General features: G+C 68.3%; 14 protein-coding genes and 1 pseudogene. 5 read left to right on the top strand and 10 right to left on the bottom strand.

Going from position 1 to position 16,230, the window contains the following annotated elements; translation table 11 throughout:
* The first annotated feature begins 1 nt into the window (after nt 1).
* The 4 genes from ABZT12_RS30680 (at nt 2) to ABZT12_RS30665 (ending at nt 3,731) form a co-directional block, all read left to right on the top strand.
* Nucleotides 2–1,168: a thiolase family protein gene (locus ABZT12_RS30680; RefSeq protein ID WP_356390548.1), complete on the top strand. Its 1,167-nt coding sequence runs from the start codon at nt 2–4 to the stop codon at nt 1,166–1,168.
* A gap of 222 nt (nt 1,169–1,390) precedes the next feature.
* Nucleotides 1,391–1,519, top strand: coding sequence for a hypothetical protein (locus ABZT12_RS30675; protein WP_356390546.1), 129 nt, complete (start codon nt 1,391–1,393; stop codon nt 1,517–1,519).
* A gap of 206 nt (nt 1,520–1,725) precedes the next feature.
* Nucleotides 1,726–2,406 (top strand): hypothetical protein, encoded by a 681-nt coding sequence (locus tag ABZT12_RS30670; RefSeq protein WP_356390544.1) that lies wholly within the window; start codon nt 1,726–1,728, stop codon nt 2,404–2,406.
* Nucleotides 2,403–3,731 (top strand): hypothetical protein, encoded by a 1,329-nt coding sequence (locus tag ABZT12_RS30665; RefSeq protein ID WP_356390542.1) that lies wholly within the window; start codon nt 2,403–2,405, stop codon nt 3,729–3,731. Before ABZT12_RS30670 ends, ABZT12_RS30665 begins: the two co-directional genes overlap by 4 nt.
* Before the next feature lie 885 nt (nt 3,732–4,616).
* Here ABZT12_RS30665 and ABZT12_RS30660 read toward each other — a convergent pair.
* The 7 genes and pseudogenes from ABZT12_RS30660 to ABZT12_RS30630 all read right to left on the bottom strand — a co-directional run bounded on the left by ABZT12_RS30660 (nt 4,617) and on the right by ABZT12_RS30630 (nt 12,356).
* Nucleotides 4,617–5,018 (bottom strand): hypothetical protein, encoded by a 402-nt coding sequence (locus ABZT12_RS30660; protein ID WP_356390540.1) that lies wholly within the window; start codon nt 5,016–5,018, stop codon nt 4,617–4,619.
* Nucleotides 5,018–6,019 carry a hypothetical protein gene (locus ABZT12_RS30655; protein WP_356390538.1) on the bottom strand — a complete coding sequence of 334 codons (1,002 nt, stop codon included), beginning with the start codon at nt 6,017–6,019 and terminating at the stop codon, nt 5,018–5,020. Before ABZT12_RS30655 ends, ABZT12_RS30660 begins: the two co-directional genes overlap by 1 nt.
* A gap of 5 nt (nt 6,020–6,024) precedes the next feature.
* Entirely contained in the window at nt 6,025–7,545 is a 1,521-nt protein-coding gene (locus tag ABZT12_RS30650) for a hypothetical protein (protein ID WP_356390536.1), read from the bottom strand.
* Nucleotides 7,542–9,299 (bottom strand): hypothetical protein, encoded by a 1,758-nt coding sequence (locus ABZT12_RS30645; protein ID WP_356390534.1) that lies wholly within the window; start codon nt 9,297–9,299, stop codon nt 7,542–7,544. The genes ABZT12_RS30650 and ABZT12_RS30645 overlap by 4 nt, the downstream gene beginning before the upstream one ends.
* Nucleotides 9,300–9,505: 206 nt before the next feature.
* Nucleotides 9,506–10,963: a recombinase XerD gene (locus ABZT12_RS30640; RefSeq protein ID WP_356390532.1), complete on the bottom strand. Its 1,458-nt coding sequence runs from the start codon at nt 10,961–10,963 to the stop codon at nt 9,506–9,508.
* A 112-nt stretch (nt 10,964–11,075) separates the two neighbouring features.
* Nucleotides 11,076–11,570, bottom strand: a pseudogene (locus ABZT12_RS30635) (hypothetical protein); the annotation flags it as partial.
* Nucleotides 11,571–11,591: 21 nt separating this feature from the next.
* Nucleotides 11,592–12,356, bottom strand: a complete 765-nt coding sequence (locus tag ABZT12_RS30630) for an enoyl-CoA hydratase/isomerase family protein (protein WP_356390530.1) — start codon at nt 12,354–12,356, stop codon at nt 11,592–11,594.
* A 279-nt stretch (nt 12,357–12,635) separates the two neighbouring features.
* On the opposite strand from ABZT12_RS30630, the gene ABZT12_RS30625 reads away from it, so the two are divergent.
* Nucleotides 12,636–13,136: an ATP-binding protein gene (locus ABZT12_RS30625; RefSeq protein WP_356390583.1), complete on the top strand. Its 501-nt coding sequence runs from the start codon at nt 12,636–12,638 to the stop codon at nt 13,134–13,136.
* A 9-nt stretch (nt 13,137–13,145) separates the two neighbouring features.
* Here the strand turns inward: ABZT12_RS30625 and idi are convergent, their stop codons facing one another.
* The 3 genes from idi to galE form a co-directional block, all read right to left on the bottom strand.
* Nucleotides 13,146–13,739, bottom strand: a complete 594-nt coding sequence (gene idi, locus ABZT12_RS30620; RefSeq protein ID WP_356390528.1) for an isopentenyl-diphosphate Delta-isomerase — start codon at nt 13,737–13,739, stop codon at nt 13,146–13,148.
* A gap of 203 nt (nt 13,740–13,942) precedes the next feature.
* Nucleotides 13,943–14,878, bottom strand: a complete 936-nt coding sequence (locus ABZT12_RS30615) for a cation diffusion facilitator family transporter (protein WP_356390526.1) — start codon at nt 14,876–14,878, stop codon at nt 13,943–13,945.
* A 132-nt stretch (nt 14,879–15,010) separates the two neighbouring features.
* Nucleotides 15,011–15,982, bottom strand: coding sequence for a UDP-glucose 4-epimerase GalE (gene galE, locus ABZT12_RS30610; RefSeq protein WP_356390524.1), 972 nt, complete (start codon nt 15,980–15,982; stop codon nt 15,011–15,013).
* Nucleotides 15,983–16,230: the final 248 nt, after the last annotated feature.

Below are 16,230 nucleotides of genomic sequence, written 5' to 3'. Positions count from 1 at the left end.
CATGCCCGCGAGCTTCGTCTACGACGCCGTCCGCACCCCCTTCGGACGGTACGGCAAGGCCCTCGCCGACGTGCGCCCTGACGACCTCGCCGCGATCGTCATGCGAGCGACCGTCGAGCGCACCGGCCTGGATCCCGCGCGCATCGACGACGTGATCTTCGGCGACGCGAACCAGGCGGGCGAGGACAACCGCGACGTCGCACGCTTCGGCGCGCTGCTGGCCGGATTCCCCACCTCGGTCACGGGAGTCACGGTCAACCGCCTGTGCGGGTCCTCGGTCGAGGCCGTCATTCAGGCGTCACGAGCCGTAGAGGCAGGAGACGCCGACATCGTGCTCGCGGGCGGCGTGGAGTCGATGAGCCGCGCGCCGTACGTCGTCGAGAAGAGCGCAAGGGCCTTCCCGGCGGGCAACCAGACGATGTGGAACACGTCGATCGGATGGCGCATGGTCAACCCCCGCCTGCCGGAGGAATGGACGATCTCCAACGGCGAGAGTGCCGAGAAGCTCGCCGAAATCCACCGGATCTCCCGTGAGGAGCAGGACGCGTTCGCAGCGCGCAGCCATCGCCTGGCCGCCCGCGCATGGGCGGACGGCGTCTTCGACCACGAGATCGTCCAGGTCGACGGCCACCACCTCGCCCGCGACGAAAGCATCCGCGACGAATCCACGGTGGAAGTTCTCGCCGGCTTGCGCCCGGCGTTTGCCGCCGACGGCACGGTGACCGCGGGGAACTCGTCGCCCATCAACGACGGCGCCTCCGCCGTGCTCGTCGCCCGTGAAGGTGCGCTCGACGGCGAACCCCTCGCCCGCATCGCCGCCCGCGCGGCCTTCGGCAACGACCCCGACATCTTCGGAATCGCTCCCGTCGAGGCGGCCAACCGCGCCCTCGCCCGTGCCGGGCGCACCTGGGCCGACGTCGACCTGGTCGAGCTGAACGAAGCCTTCGCAGCGCAGTCGCTCGCCTGTCTGCGGCTGTGGAGAGACCTCGACCCGCAGAAGGTGAACGTATCCGGAGGTGCCATCGCGATGGGGCACCCGCTCGGAGCGTCCGGAGGACGCATCATCGGTCGCGCGGCCCATGAACTCGCCCACCGGGGTGGTGGCGTCGCCGTCGTGGCCATCTGCATCGGCGTCGGCCAAGGTCTCGCTGTCGTGCTCGAGAAGTAAAGGGCAGCCGAGCCGCGGGCCGGAGCGGGGGTCGCAGCGTCTTCGAGCCGAGCGATAGTCGGAGGCACTTACGACCCCGGAGGCACAGCCCTTCAGCGATGTGGCCGCCCGCCGATGGGGCAGGAACACAATCGACGTCGTGTGAACGGCGGTTGTGCCGGGTGTGATGACCAGTATATTCCGAGTCATCCGTACCCTCACGGACCCGGGCACCTCGTGATCGTGAACCGGCCCATCTACACGCTGTTCCACGTGTGCACGGCGCATGCTTCATACGAGATCCACGAACCTCCGCCGTGGCAGAACGGCCGCATCGAACTCGGCGCCATCGAGGAGCGTTCCGTCCTGTGAGTGAGCGAGAAAAGCGGGCGGTCTATCTGCTGTCCAACACCACCGCGCAACTCGATTGGAGTGGTCCGTAGTCGGAAGGAGCTCACGTCCGATGCTCCTCTGGTCTTGCCGGGAGTCGTCCGAGTTCACAGGTCGCATCGGACTTTGACGCGGCTCAGTGGGTGAAGAGGTTGCTCAAAGTCCTGAGTCGGCCGGACCATGGAGTCATGGACTATCGTCCCCTCCTCGCTCAGCACGTTGTCCAGCTCACCCACGACGTGCCGCAGTGGGACGATGCCGCACAGATGACCGGGCTAGACCCTTATGTATGCAAGGCCTCGTACGTCTGCGGTGTCATGCGCGAGTTCATGCAGGCCTCTGGAGCCAACTTCGAGCACAACTATCACCTCGGTTCACTCTTCCTCGCCCTCGATGCCACCGAACTACTTGGCCGGATCGTCAGCGGCAAGCGCGGTACAGACGGCAGCACCGAAGTCCTTCGGACAGGTGTGAGGTACCTGGAGGGTCACGCTGATCCGCAGGCCAGGCCCTTGCCGCACTCCGCAGCGCAGTACGTGAAGCTGAGGAACTTTGTGGGGCATGGCGCAGCGCAGCTCGCGCGTCCCGTGGCCTTCACCCCTGACTCGACTCAACTGCTGCTCCGGCACTTGGCCCACGTGCTGAATATGATGTGGAAGGACCCATCTCTATCGGCCAACCTGGCCGCAGCTGAGATCCATCCGCTATTCACCGTGGTCAAGGGAAGCCGACAGCCGGTGTATGTGCGCGACATCCAAGAGCACCTCAAGACATCTCAGCCCGCCGACGGTCTAGAGCACGAATCCTGGCGATACGACGAGGCTGTGTTCCTGGACAACTCATCTCCGTCAGGGAGTGGGACCGCTTGACCACGATGAACACGCCTGCACCAAGTCCACCGCTCACGTCGGTCTACCCGTACAACAAACCGGGTCAGCCCATTCTCCTGCACGACGGTCCGACGGGTGGGCTCGGCACAGATGATGTCCCCGGCCGCGTCGAGCTGGCCTGCTCAAACGGGTTCAACTTTGAGTGGCAGGTTGGCGGTGGCGCGACGCCGGGCTTCGCCAACCGAGACCAAGTTCCCCTGACACTTCGTCGCCCCATGGGAGACATGACCCTGCCTGGGATCCCCCGGAACGTCGATGGCGGTTGGTCGAACGGAGCCGTCTTCGGGAACTCCGATGCTCCCTTGAGCCGAATCCGCGTTCATTGGTTCAACCTGCCCAACTGGCATGGACCGTTGGGACTGGCAGAGGAGACGCCGCGCGGCAGGCATGAATGGTCGGGCCGATGGTTGCTCGAAGCCAATGGATGGAAGATTACGCTCGACGTTCGTCCTGACCACCAGCAGGTCTGGCAGGAACTCCACAAGACCGACGTGTACGTGATGACGCACGTCATGGAGGTGCGTCGCGCCGATGATTCCGTCTATACGGCCGACGAAGCCGACCCGTTGTTGACGGCGCTGCACGTCGGGATCTCGTTTGCCCTTGGCCGCTGGGCTGCCCCGATGCTGCCCGTGGGAGAAGACGTCGACGGTCGGGTGGTCTGGGAGCAGTGGCGAGCCGCTCACTGCGACCCGGCACGCTCGAGCAGTGATGGCTGGTGGTATGACCAAGATCACGAATCGCTCGGCGACTTCCTGTGTCTGGCGATTGCCGCCTTCCTCGATCCGGACAAATTCACGCCTCTGCGATTCCAGATGATGTACGCGATCTCGGCCTTGCGGAGCCGAGACTTCGTCGAGCCCCGAATCATCATGGGGACGGCCGGCTTGGAGCACATCATGTGGCAGAGCCTGGTCTTGAGCGGTGCCCTGACCGAGCGGGAGTACAAACGGCGGCCAGCTCACGAGCTGCTGCGCACGGTGCTGCGCGACGCCCAGATTCCTGTCGACATCAACGGCCTGTTGACGGCAGCCGCGCAGTACGCCGCCGATGTGAAGGCAAAGGAGAACAAGGACATCGACGGGGCCGATGTCGTCACGTGGGTCAGGAACCGGCTGGTACACCCGCAAGAATCGCAGGAGCGCGTCTACGGACTGGACGGGTTGACGCGAGACGCCTGGCTTCTCGCTCGCCACTACCTCGTGTTGCTGATCCTGAACTCGCTCGGATACAACGGGGCTTACCGAGACCTCACCCGCATCCGGGGCTGGGTAGGCGACGTTGCCAAGGTACCTTGGGGGTGAGCGCCGGGGGTGCGACCATGCGCCAGGAACGGCCGTATTTACGGACTTCGGCTACAAGCCATTAACTACGCCTAACAAAAGAAGCTTCCGGACCATTGGGTCAAGCTGTCCACTTTCGTTAGGAGTCGTAAGGGAATCCAGGGCTACATGCGACAGCTGTCGATATGGTGACTTCGCGGTAGTCGACGATGGTGGGGCTGGCCATGGACTCCCGGTAAACGAGGACGGCACGGCCGTAAGGCCAGGCACTATCGTTGCAGAAGTTCTGCTGGGCTTCGGAGTAGCTTCCGACATAAGGCCGCGGACGATGGCCGTGAATCCGGTGGCATCGCGGTAGTCCTGTCCCTCCGGGTAGATGCCGGGACCGAAGGTGACGAACATGGTGTGGGCCGCTGAGTTGAAGGTCACGGTGACGGTGTCACCCATGTACTGCTGTCCTCGAAGCACTGGCTCCGCTTTCGTGACCAGATGCCCAGCGGCAGCCTTCTCGGCCGAGGTGGCCAGCAACCGGGATGGGGCCCATTTGTCCATGTTGGGCGGAGCGTTGTCGCCCCGGGTGTAGGCGGGTGGGGGCGCTGGCACGTTAGGGCGTTTGGGACGTCGCTGACCCGAGGTGGAGGTCGTAGCCGGGCTGGTTATCCGGGACGGACTGGGTTCATCTGGTGGTCAGAGGCCTCAGTCTGTCGTGATCACACATGAGTTCAGGGTAGGCCCATCAACGTCCAGAGGGCATCGGATAGATCGTCGGGGCAGGGCAAGCCGAGCAGCAGCGGGGCCTTGTAGACATTGGTGCACGCGCCCCGTAGGGCAGCCATCGCTCGATCGAGCGGTAGGCCTCCCCTTGGTCAACGCCGTGGCCAGCGACTACGGGAAGACCGAACTCGGCTAGTCGCGGTCTTGGGCGGGCAGAGCCGTCACCCGTCGGCGTCCGAGGCGCTCTTTCAGGGTGAGGTTCTCTGCGTACAGGTTCGCCGCCACCGTGGCGAGGGCCTCGAGTTTGTTCTGGGTCTGGGCCGCCTGCTCCCTCGCCTCGCGAAGTTGCTTGCGGAGCTGGGCGATTGTCTCGTCGCGCTGGACCTCTCCGGGCGTACGCAGGACGGGGCGGGCGACCTTCGCGTTCCACTCGGCGAGGATGTCTTCGGCGCGGTGCACGGTTGCGTGGCTGACCTGAGCTTCGCGGGCGAGGTTCTCCTTGGTGAGGGCGCCGTCGGTGTGCACGGGCTTGCCGGATAGCAACCGGGCCATGGCCGCCCTCAATTTGTCGGCGGACGCTGCGGATACCGGCATCAGGCGCGGCCTTCCTCTTCGAGAGCACGGGTGATGCGCTGGACATCGGCAAGGCGGACGAAGACCGCCTCCCGTCGTGGTGGTGACAGCCGCGGGTTTGTGGACTGGGCGGTCAGGTCGGCTTCTTCGGCGACCCAGTACGGGGCATGGGCTCGGGTGATCGTGGAGTTTCGGCAGCGGGCCGGCTGGCAGGCGCCGAGGAGGGGAGCCAGCCCGCGCTGCTCTTCCGGGAGTTCGTCTTGGCATTCGGCCTGCGGGGCGTCGAACATGCAGTGGTTTATGGTGCCCAGATGCAGGTTGGGGAACTCGTCAGAGAGCAGGGCCTCTTCCACCCGCTCGTCGGCGATCTGCGCCCTTAGTTGCAGGTTGTTATTGATGGTGTCGATGACCTTGTCGAGACCGGCGTGGAGGCGGGCGGCGCCGGGACCGACGGCGACGCGTTCGCCCCGTTGGCGGCCGCGGAGCAGGTCCACGAGTTTGCGGGCGGCAGCCTGCTGCAGTTCGGTGTCGAACTCCTTGGCCCAGCTCGCGTCCATCTGTGCATACGCCTGGGTGGTGCGGTTGGCCAGAGCCCGGCGGGCGGCGTGCTTGAGCTGCAGGCCGAGGGCGATTTCGGAGTCCGGTTCGCGTCCGGCGAGCTGCGACATGGTCTTGCGGAACATGTGCGAGCGCACGTGGGCGGATGGGATCTTGGACAGGCCGTGACGGTAGGCGATGGTGTTGACGCCGTTGATGAAGAAGTCGATCTCGGCTTCGGAGCTGATCCCGGGCTCGGTGTGGGTCTGTTTGCCGACTGGCGGCCGCAGGGCCGCGAAGAGGTGGGTGGGGTGCCAGGCCAGCTGCTCGAGGACTGCGAGCGCCTCGGCGACCGGCTCGATGATCCACCAGTACAGTTCCGGGCGGGTGGGGTCCAGCTTGGTCTTTCGGGACCGGACGGCTGGGGAGCCGAAGTAGGTCCGCACGGCGTCGCGCTGGATCTCTTGAACCTCCGAGTCGCGCATTAGGGTCAAGGCCGCAACGAAGACGTAGATCGCGGCTCGGAGCATGTGCAGTTCGAAGGCGAGCTCGATGGCACTGATCTGCGTACGCCACGGCGCTGACGTTCCGTCATTGCCTTGGACGTGCGCGGCGTCCGGGCACTGGAGTGGGTACGCGCGCCAACCGGACCACACATCCGAGTCGACGGGTATCCCGCGTCCGTCGGCCACAGCCTGCAAGACGAGGCGGGCGCGTGCCGCCCCGGTCCGGTTGCGCCGGTCAAACCGCTTGGCGTTCCGCTGCCGGTGGACGTCAGGTGGGGTGGGCCCCAGATCATGCGGGCGGCCACCCCCCAGATCGGCTCCCCGGCCGTCCCGTGGTCGTCGGTCGCGTACACCGGCACTACGGTGTTCGGGTCCGCGAGCCACCGTCGTACGTCGTCGTCCAGCTGTTCCTTGGTGACGCCTGCACTGGTGCCCGGTGCGTTGTAGCGCGGTCCGGCGGGGCCCTTCCCGCGGCCCACGGTCGCCTTGACGGTCGCGATGCGGCCTTTGCCGATCGCGGCCTGAACGGTGGCTCGCCGCTCGCGGGGCCGGCCGCTCTGGTTGTCGCTGAAGATGTTCATGGTTCTGCCGCCGGTGACCATCTTGCTGAGCGCGGTCCACATGGGGGTGCCGGCCGACACGTTGCTGTAGGACACCTCGTGGACGGGCACCGCGTTGCCTGGCGTTCTGAGCCATTTCTTCAGTAGGGCGTCCGTTTCCTCCGGGCGCACCGGCCGGGCTTTGGTGGAGCGCGGCTGGTCGGCGGGAGCCTCCTGCTGCCGGGCGAAGTGGTCGCGCCAGCGGAAGATGTCCGAGGCGAAGGTGTGGATGTAGGTCCAGGCGCCCCGTAGCAGCGGCCACCAGGTGTCGGGCGGGATGGCCGGAGTGGCGAGCGTGTCGCGGCTAGGTGCGTCCTCGTCGTACACCTTGGCGGCTACGCTCGCGGCTGATTCGTCGCCCCATGGGTCGTCGAAGGCGCTGATTCCGGTGAGGGCGGGGGCGAGTTGGCGCAGGCGGCGGATGGTCGTCACATGGAAGGCGACGGTTTTCACACTCTCGACCTGGGAGGCCTTGTGGACGATCTCATCGTGCCAGTCCTCCGGGTCCCACAGCCCCAGGTCGGTGGGCAGTCCTTGTTCGCGGCCCCAGTCCATGATCTTTCTGATTTCCATCATCGAGGGGCGGACGGTGGCCACGGACAGCGGGAGAGCGGACAGGAAGACCAGGGATTGCCGCAGGACGGGGTGGGAGGGGTTGAGGAGGCCGAAGCAGTACTCGCGCAGCTGCAGGTTGATCAAACGGTCGTCCAGAGGGAAGACGAAGCACCACTCGCCCGGTTTTCGACTGGCGGGCCGGCCGATGCAGTCAGCGGGCCACCGGTGGATTTCTCCGAACAGCGGCACCTGGATGTCGTCGAGAAGCTGGTAGCCGCCGTAGCTGAAGACCTTCTCATCGTCGCGGAACGCCGAGGAGGCGAGCGCCTTGGGCTCGGGGCGGGCCATCATCGGTCGAACTCCGTCCGCATGCCCAAGGGGAGGTCCAGGCGCAGGCCGAGCTCGGCGATCTCGCGGCGTGCTGCGGGGACGAGGTCGGCGCACTCCTCGAAGACCTCTGCCAGGGCCGCGGCCTGCCGGCCCCAGAGGGCCTGCCAGTGGCGCGGGGCCAGGTTGGCCCGCATGTGCTCGATGTGATCGGACAACAGGAGAAGCCGCGGGATCTGGGAGGTGAACACGACGGCGTTGCGGCACAGCATGCACATCGCGGGTGCGACGTGGCAGACCTTGGCGTCGTTGCGGTGCGGCGAGTCCCACGGGTTACGGCAGTTGACCAGCCCCATGTCCAGCTCTCCCGTCCGCAGGGCTTTGGCCTGCTCGGCGTCCAGGCCGAGGTCCTCGGCGACCTCCGTCACCTCCAGGTGCTGCTCGGTCTCCTCGGTGACGAGAACTGGCCGTGCGGGTGTGGTCATGCGATCGAAAACCCACTTCTGCGCCCGGTTGATCGACCGGCCGGCCAGGATGTGTGCGGTCGTGCCGTGCGCGTAGTGCATCCGATAGACCTCCACGTGATGGTCATCGCCCGCAAGGTCGCTGACGGTGCCGCCGAGCGCGACCGCGCGGACGACCTTCGTGGTCTTGCGCAGCCGCCGGATCTCATACGGCTCGGAGATCTTCAGCGGCTTCCCGGCCGCGTCGCGCTGCTCGGCGATCCAGCCGCCGAAGCGCCGCTCACGGTCTCTGAAGCCGGCGAGCTTGGCTTCCAGGACACCCCGGTACCGTCGTTCCACCGCGAGGAACAGCCACGGGTCCGCATCGGGGAAGACCGTCCGGGACAGTTCAGTGACGGCCAGCAGACGCCGAAGCAGGCCCGGGACGGTCCAGGCGCCGCCGCCGGTGAACTCCTGCGCTTCCGCCTCGGCCGCCTGCTCCGGATCGGGATGCAGGTCGGCACGGACGCGATGGGCCCGCATCTTACGCTGGACCAGGCGCACACCGCCGTCGCTGAACTCAATGTCGGACAGCTGAATTTGGTGGAGTTCCTCCGGGCTTGTATCGCTCATGCCCAGCATCAGCAGCACCCGAAATGCCTGTAGATCCGCTTCGGTCGGATACAGAAGGCGGCCCAACTCGGCGACGAGATAGCGGAATCCGCGCTTGAGAAGGGTGCCGTCCGGCGCGGTCGGGAGCAGCGCCTTCACCGGCTCCGGCCAGCTCAGCACGTTCTGCCGGAACTGCGGCTTCAAAACCTTCCCGGTCAGCAAAGAGGGACGCGTCGCCGCCCACAGCAGGTTCGCCGGTTCGTGCCATCCGCCAACTTGGGGATCTACCCCGCGCTCCAGCAGCTCCCGGCCGCGGGCCAGACGGGCCTCTAGCGACCGGATGGCGTTACGGGCCGCATCGCGCAGGGCGATTCGCTCCGCATTGGAGAACTCGTCCAGCGGCTCGCTCTTGTACGTCGGATAGGCGGTCGGGGCCTGCGCGCGTACTCGCAGCGCCTCCGGCATGCTCGGGTCCTTCAGTGCCCGCTGCTCGATCAGCGTCAGCAGACAGTTGGCCTTCTCGTACGGGGAGTTGGAACGCAGCCCATGATGCTGGCGCAGGTCTTCCTCCCACACGTGGATCACCTCGACCAAGTCGACTTTGTGGCCGTCCAGTCGGGCATCCGCCGGATCTACCCCGAGCGTCGGCAGATATTGGTCGACGAACTTTGCGAAGGACCGCACTGCTTGGGACAAGTTCGCGCCGCCGTCGGTCCGGGCCATGGACCGGGTGTAGGTGACCCACTCGTCGGCCAGCTGGGCCGCTAGGACGCTGCACCGGTACTTCGCCGGGTTCACGACGTGGGTGGACGTCCCGCCCCGGCGTGTCCAGGTCAGGGTGCGGATGCCCACGTGGTCCAGGTCCCGGATGGGCAGCGGCTTCGGGGCGCCGTTGCGTATACGTTCTTTGCGCTCGCCGCGGCGGGGCATTAGGCGGCCCGCTGTTCGGCTATCGCGGCCGCGTAGTCGGCGTAGGTGGCGTTCTTGTTGTTCCACTCGGCGATTGCCTTCGCCACCAGCACGTTGGTATCTCGCATGTACCGCAGGTACCGCAGAGTCGACTGTGGACGACGATGCCCCAAGAGGTCCTGCAGTATCAGCAGAGGGTTCCGCGAGATATGGTCCGTCAGGTAGCCGGAGTGCCGGCCGGCGAGGTAGTCCTCGGCTTCCTCCTGGAGGATCAGCTTGGTCAGCAGCCGCAGCATGTAGACCGCAAATGTGTGCCGAGTGTCGTGAATCCGGACCTCGCGCGGCATGACGATGCCGACCTTGTGCTCCTCGCTTAGATGAACGGCGCGCAGATGCGCGGTGTCGAATATCTGCTCCCAGCGCTGTCGGGTCGGCATCCGTCCGCCGCGGCCGACGAACATCGCCATCGGCTCCAGCCCGTGGTCGCCTTCGATGACTGCGCGGCGGCGCTTGTCCGCGTTCATGCTCTCGACCCGGAAGGTACGGCGCCGGCCATCGAGCATTCCGCGTACCTTCATTCGCCGCAGGTCGATGTCATCGACGATGAACAGCTCCTCACGGCGTCTCCACAGCGCCTTCGCCGCGGCCCGCACCTGCGCCGCACGCTCGGTTCGCCGGTACATGTCCAGCTCCCGCAGTGTCGGATCCTGGATCATCACCGAGCGGGGCAGGCCGAATTTCGCGATCGCCTGCAACTGGACCTCTGCCGGGGAAGCATCCCGTCGCGGTGGTCCGACCTCGATATCCAGCAGACAGCTGAACTCCTGCAGCCGCATGCCCGTCGTGATGGACAGTTCGGGTGCTGTGCTGTCGCGCAGGGGCGAGCGCCCGCGAAACGCGCGATCAACGCGCCCGTCGGGTAGGTAGCCACGCAGTCCGACCTGCTTGAGGAAATTCCACTGCCGCCACGTCAGGTGCCGGACGTCAAGCTGCGTGGTGGCACCCCAGGACAGTACGTCACGGCCGTTACGACGGCGGAAGTAGGGGCGCTTCTCGATCAACTTCTCGTCGTCAGCCCAGCCGTAGAAGTTGTTGATCATGGCCCGACGCCGCTTCCAGGTCGCCGGCGCATCCGGCGACTCGCGGTGCTCGGTACAGTCTTCTCGGTACGCCAACAGGTCTTCTTCAATCACCGACAACAGATCGACGGGCGGGTCGAGCTCATCCTCCAGGAAGTCGGTCAAGTCGAGCGCGTCATACGTATAGTCCTGCAGCGACTTCGCCTTCAGGGTCTTGGCCATCTCCAGAAAGAACGAGACGAGCGGCTCCGCCGGGCGCATCTGCGAGTCGAGGAAGAACGGAGTTCCTTCCTTCAGCGCCCCTTTCCGCGACACGTACGCGAAAGCGTCGAGATCCACCCCGGGCGGCGCCTCGTAGAAGCGACGAACCTTGCTGCGTGACACAAAGAAGTAGTCCATCCCGCACCACCGCGATCATGAGACATCCAGACGGGGTGGAACCTAACAGCCGCACGTGGGGCCCTAGGTCACTCGGGGATCACGGCTGAGACATCTGGACTTCCTTTGCATAATGCTCGCGCAGCAGCGTGGCCGCATGCCAGTAGGCGAGGTGTGGCTCGGCGGGCACCGGCAGGTCGGCGTGGGCGGAGTACAGCGGCCGTCCGGCGCGGGTGCACCCCTCGGCGGCGCGCAGCGCGAGCCGCGCCGCCTCCGCCATCTCCCCGGACTTCGCGGTGTCGTCGCCCAGGAGTCGCCGTACGGTCCGGTCGACGGCACGCGCGCGTGCGGCCAGCACGGCTTCGGGGGAGGCGGTCGTCCACACGGCGGGCACGTGCCGGGCGACGAGTTCGTGCTTGTAGTTGTAGAAGGTCGCGGTCACCGTCCCCGCCCCGACCCGGCCCAGTGCCGCGGCGCGCGCCGCGAAGTTGACGGCCCGGGGGTCCGTGATCCCGAGGGCGCCCAGCTCCTCACCGAGTTCGGGGGCGAAGTAGTGCGCGGCGTGCAGGGAGTTGAGCGCGTTGTGGCAGCGGCGCCCGGCGCGCGGCTGGATCGCGGCAGAAGTCATGCCCAGCACGTTACCGACCGGTCAGTACCCGTGGACACCCGTGGGGGCGGTCCAACTGAAGCGCGGCGGTCTGCGCTCCAGGAACGCGGCGACCCCCTCGGCGGTGTCGCCGCTGCCGGCCGCCTGGCCGGCCCAGTGGCCGTCGCGGTCCGTGCGGCCGTCCGCGAACTCCTTCGCCGCGGCCTGGGTGAGCTGGGAACGCGAGACCAGGGTCCGGGTGAACTCCGCGACCCGGTCGCCGAGTTCGGCCGCGGGCAGCAGTTCGTCGACGAGCCCCGTGCGCAGCGCCCGCTCGGCGTTGATCAACTCTCCGGAGAACAACAGGTACTTGGCGGTGGCCGGCCCCACGAGGGAGACCAGCCGCCGGGTGGAGGAGGCCGGGTAGACGATCCCGAGCTTCGCCGGAGTCACCCCGAACAGCGCGCCCTCCCCGGCGAACCGCAGATCGCAGGCGGCCGCGAGCTGGGCGCCGCCGCCCACGCAGTGCCCCTCGACCGCCGCCAGGGTCGGCTTGGGGAAGACGGCCAGCGCCTCCTCCGCGAGCACCGCGAGCCCCTGCGCCTCGCCCGGTGCCCGGCGCAGCGTGGAGATGTCGGCCCCGGCGCAGAACGTCCCGCCCTCCCCGGTCAGCACCAGCGCCCGTACGGCCGGATCGGCGGCCAGGGCGTCGAGCAGCGGCGGCAGCGCCCGCCACATGCCGGCCGTCATGGCGTTGCGCTTGGCCGGGTGGTGGATGACGACGGTGGCGACCGAGTCGGCGACACGGTGCAGCAGCTGCGGCTCCATGCGCCGGATGCTATCCGCACCGGCCTCGGCGGCGGCCGTGCGGGGGGCCGTGGCCGCGAGGGCGGACCGGGCGCGGCGGCGGCGCATCCGTACAACCCGATGCGGCCACGAAGTCGGCGCGGCCCGGGCAGGAACGGTCGCAAGCGGGCCTGGTGCGCACACAGGAGGTCGGAATCGCTCGATAGTGGCTGACTTCTGTTCAGGCAGGCGGTGCCCGGCAGGTTCTTCCCAACACTCGGACGTGTGGTGACAATCGAGCGCAAAGGTGGCGACCAGACGATGGAGAACCGCGGGCGGGGGGCCGACCCTCGCCCAGAGGGCGACCCCGACGGCCCCCCCGGCCCGAGCCCGCTGCCGTACGAGGGGGTCTGGCGGTTCACGGCTCCCGCGGTCGACGCCTCGGTACCGCAGGCGAGGCACGCGGTGCGCGACCTGCTGCTGCGTCAGTCCGTACCGGCCTGCGAGGACCTGGTGCAGGGGCTGCTGCTGATCGTCTCCGAACTGGTCACCAACGCCGTCCGGCACGCGGCGCTGCTGTCCCCGACGCTCGCCGTGGAGGTGGCCGTCGGGGCCGAGTGGGTCCGGGTCTCCGTGGAGGACGACCACCCCTACCGTCCGACCGCCCTGGAGGCCGACCACGGCCGGACCGGCGGCCGGGGCCTGCTGCTCGTCCGTGAGGTGACCCGGGAGGCGGGCGGTGTGTGCGACATCGAGCACACGGCGAGCGGCGGCAAGGTGATCTGGTCCGCCCTGCCGCTCAAGGCCGCCCGGGTGCCGTAGGCGCTCCCGTCACCAGGCCGCGGACGGGCCCGTCAGCTCCCTGACCGCCGGACGGGCCGCGTCCAGCACGGTCATGAACCAGGACGAGAAGGGGTCCCGCGCGTGCCGCTCCGCCAGTTCGGCCGGGGTCACGAAGGCCGTCGCGTCGACCTCCTCCGGGTCCGGGTGCGGAGAGGCCTGCACCAGGCCGACGTAGAGGTGGTTGTACTCCTGCTCCACCAGGCCCGAGTCGGGGTCCGGGTGGTTGTAGCGGACCGTGCCCGCCTCGGCGAGCAGTGACGGGGAGACGCCCAGCTCCTCGTAGGTCCGCCGGGCCGCCGCCGCGAACGGGGACTCGCCCGGGTAGGGGTGGCCGCAGCAGGTGTTGGACCACACGCCGGGGGAGTGGTACTTGCCCTGAGCCCGCTGCTGGAGCAGCAGCCGGCCCCGCTCGTCGAAGAGGAAGACCGAGAAGGCGCGGTGCAGCCGCCCCGGCGGCTGATGGGCGGCGAGCTTCTCCGCGGTCCCGATCGTCACGCCGTTCTCGTCGACCAGTTCCAGCAAGATCGCTACAGCGGTGCCGTTCGACGAGCTGGGCGTCGCGGTGGCAGGTGTGATCGGCATACCCATCCTTCACATCGGTCCTCAAGCCAAGTCTGCCGTACGCGTCCGGCACTCCCGGCCGTTGCTCGGGCTGCCCGGCGCGGCGGACGGGGAACCGTCCGCGACGGGGCTGTGGGAGTGAGGACGCCGGCGGGCGCCGGTCCGACGCGCTCGGCCGGCCGGTTCCCCCGAAAGAGGGGCCCAGGGCCCTCGGGAGGGGAACATCAGTGGCAGAGCCGGGCCTCGTGCTCGGCGTGGCCGCGCGGCTCCAGCTGGAAGGTGCAGTGTTCCACGTCGAAGTGGTCGCCCAGGCAGCCCTGGAGTTCGTGCAGCATCTTCTCGTTGCCGATGGCGTTCAGCACGTCGGAGCGGACCACCACGTGTGCGGAGAGCACCGGCATGCCCGAGGTGATGGTCCACACGTGCAGGTCATGGATGTCCTCGACCCCGTCGAGGGCGAGGACGTGTGTCCGTACCTGTGTCATGTCGACGTCCTTGGGCGCCGACTCCAGCAGTACGTCGAGAGTCTCGCGCAGCAGCTTCAGCGTGCGCGGCACGATCATCAGGCCGATGAGGAGCGAGGCGACGGGGTCGGCGGCCTGCCAGCCCGTGGTGAGGATCACCACCGCCGAGATGATCACCGCGAGCGAGCCCAGCGCGTCCGCGGCCACCTCCAGGAACGCCCCCCGCACGTTCAGGCTCTCGGCCTGGCCGCGCACCAGCAGCGTGAGGGAGATCATGTTCGCGACCAGGCCGATCAGACCGAACACGATGGTCAGCCCGCCCTCCGTCACGGTGGGCGTGACGAACCGCTGGACCGCCTCGTACAGGACGTAGCCGCCCACGCCGAGCAGCAGCAGACAGTTGGCGAGCGCGGCGAGGATCTCCGCGCGGGCGTAGCCGTAGGTGCGGTGGCCGGTGGGCGGCCGGGTGGCGAAGTGGATCGCGAGCAGGGACATGCCGAGGCCGAGCGCGTCCGTCGCCATGTGGGCCGCGTCCGCGACCAGCGCGAGCGAGCCGGCGACCACACCGCCGACGATCTCGACCACCATCACGGTCAGCGTGATCGACAGCGCGACGCGCAGCCTGCCCCGGTAGGCGGCCGTCGCCGTACCGGCGGGCGGGCCGTGCGCGTGCCCGTGGTCGTGCCCTGCCCCCATGGGAAGCCGCCTCCGGTGGTCTCGTGGAAAACCCCAGTCAACTACGGGCGGGGGGTATCCGGCAACGCGGCACTGAACACCGTTGTCATCTGCCCTGACCTGCGTAAACGAAGGCGGGCGGAAAGGGTGGGCTCAGCCGGCGTGCGCCCGCCGCCACCCCTCCCACGCCGAGTCGACCATCTCCCGCACCCCGCGCCGGGCCGTCCAGCCCAGCTCCGCGGCGGCCCGGTCGGCGGCGGCGACCGCGCGCGGCGCGTCCCCGGGCCGCCGTCCCTCCACGACGGCCGGCCGCCGGTCGCCGGTGACCTCGCCGATCACCGTGATCAGCTCGCGCACGGAAACCCCCTCGCCGCGCCCGATGTTCACCGTCAGATCACCGCTCGCGCCCCCCTCGGCCAGGCGCCGGGCCGCCGCCAGGTGGGCGTCCGCGAGGTCGGCGACATGGATGTAGTCGCGGACGCCCGTGCCGTCCGGCGTCGGATAGTCGTCGCCGAAGATCCGCGGGGCGTCGCCACGGGTGAGCCGGTCGAAGACCATGGGGACGATGTTGAAGACGCCCGTGTCGGCCAGCTCGGGAGCGCCCGCGCCCGCCACGTTGAAGTAGCGCAGGCACACCGTGGAGATCCCGTGCGCGGCCCCCGCCGCCCGCACCAGCCACTCCCCGGCGAGCTTGGTCTCGCCGTAGGGGTTCACCGGGGCGCACGGGGTGTCCTCGGTGATCAGGTCCACCCCGGGATCGCCGTAGACGGCGGCCGAGGAGGAGAACACGAACCGTTCGATGCCCGCGTCGGCGACCGCGTCCAGCAGGGTCGCGAGGCCGCCGACGTTCTCCCGGTAGTACAGCGTCGGCCGGGTCACCGACTCCGCGACCTGCTTGCGCGCCGCGAGATGCACCACACCCGTCACCGCGTGCTCGGCGAACACCCGCTTCAGCAGCGCCCCGTCGAGCGAGGAGCCCCGCACGAGCGGGACGCCGGCGGGCAGCCGCGCGGGACGGCCCGTCGAGAGGTCGTCGAGCGCCACGACGGCCTCGCCCGCGCCGCTCATCGCCCGCGCCACATGGGCCCCGATGTATCCGGCTCCGCCGGTGATCAGCCAGGTCATGGTGGCTCACCCTATGCCGACGCGGGACGGGCCCTCCGTAATGTCCGCCCATGCCCGGTCTGGGGGCGCGGTTTGTGGGCCGGGCCCCGGATCACCGATGATGATCGCGGCGGAGGCCGCCACCGCACCGCGTTGATCGCTCCGTGAACGGGCGGTGAACAAGAGCTTCCAGGCATCGGATAGCCTCTGCCGACATGCCGCCCGGGCGCCGCAGGCAAGGGGCGCCCCCACCCAGCATCCGACCGGCG

Origin of the sequence: Streptomyces sp. NPDC005423 (assembly GCF_040606415.1) — a bacterium.
Classification (GTDB): Bacteria; Actinomycetota; Actinomycetes; order Streptomycetales; family Streptomycetaceae; genus Streptomyces.
The sequence above is the reverse complement of the archived record's forward strand: the minus strand, read 5'-3'. Positions and strand labels throughout refer to the sequence as shown.

Coding starts and splice junctions, on each gene's coding strand:
- ABZT12_RS30680 (WP_356390548.1), top strand. CDS start 2: ATGCCCGCGAGCTTCGTCTACGACGCCGTCCGCACCCCCTTCGGACGG.
- ABZT12_RS30670 (WP_356390544.1), top strand. CDS start 1,726: ATGGACTATCGTCCCCTCCTCGCTCAGCACGTTGTCCAGCTCACCCAC.
- ABZT12_RS30660 (WP_356390540.1), bottom strand. CDS start 5,018: ATGCCGGTATCCGCAGCGTCCGCCGACAAATTGAGGGCGGCCATGGCC.
- ABZT12_RS30655 (WP_356390538.1), bottom strand. CDS start 6,019: ATGCGCGACTCGGAGGTTCAAGAGATCCAGCGCGACGCCGTGCGGACC.
- ABZT12_RS30650 (WP_356390536.1), bottom strand. CDS start 7,545: ATGATGGCCCGCCCCGAGCCCAAGGCGCTCGCCTCCTCGGCGTTCCGC.
- ABZT12_RS30645 (WP_356390534.1), bottom strand. CDS start 9,299: ATGGCCCGGACCGACGGCGGCGCGAACTTGTCCCAAGCAGTGCGGTCC.
- ABZT12_RS30640 (WP_356390532.1), bottom strand. CDS start 10,963: ATGGACTACTTCTTTGTGTCACGCAGCAAGGTTCGTCGCTTCTACGAG.
- ABZT12_RS30630 (WP_356390530.1), bottom strand. CDS start 12,356: ATGGAGCCGCAGCTGCTGCACCGTGTCGCCGACTCGGTCGCCACCGTC.
- ABZT12_RS30625 (WP_356390583.1), top strand. CDS start 12,636: ATGGAGAACCGCGGGCGGGGGGCCGACCCTCGCCCAGAGGGCGACCCC.
- idi (WP_356390528.1), bottom strand. CDS start 13,739: ATGCCGATCACACCTGCCACCGCGACGCCCAGCTCGTCGAACGGCACC.
- ABZT12_RS30615 (WP_356390526.1), bottom strand. CDS start 14,878: ATGGGGGCAGGGCACGACCACGGGCACGCGCACGGCCCGCCCGCCGGT.
- galE (WP_356390524.1), bottom strand. CDS start 15,982: ATGACCTGGCTGATCACCGGCGGAGCCGGATACATCGGGGCCCATGTG.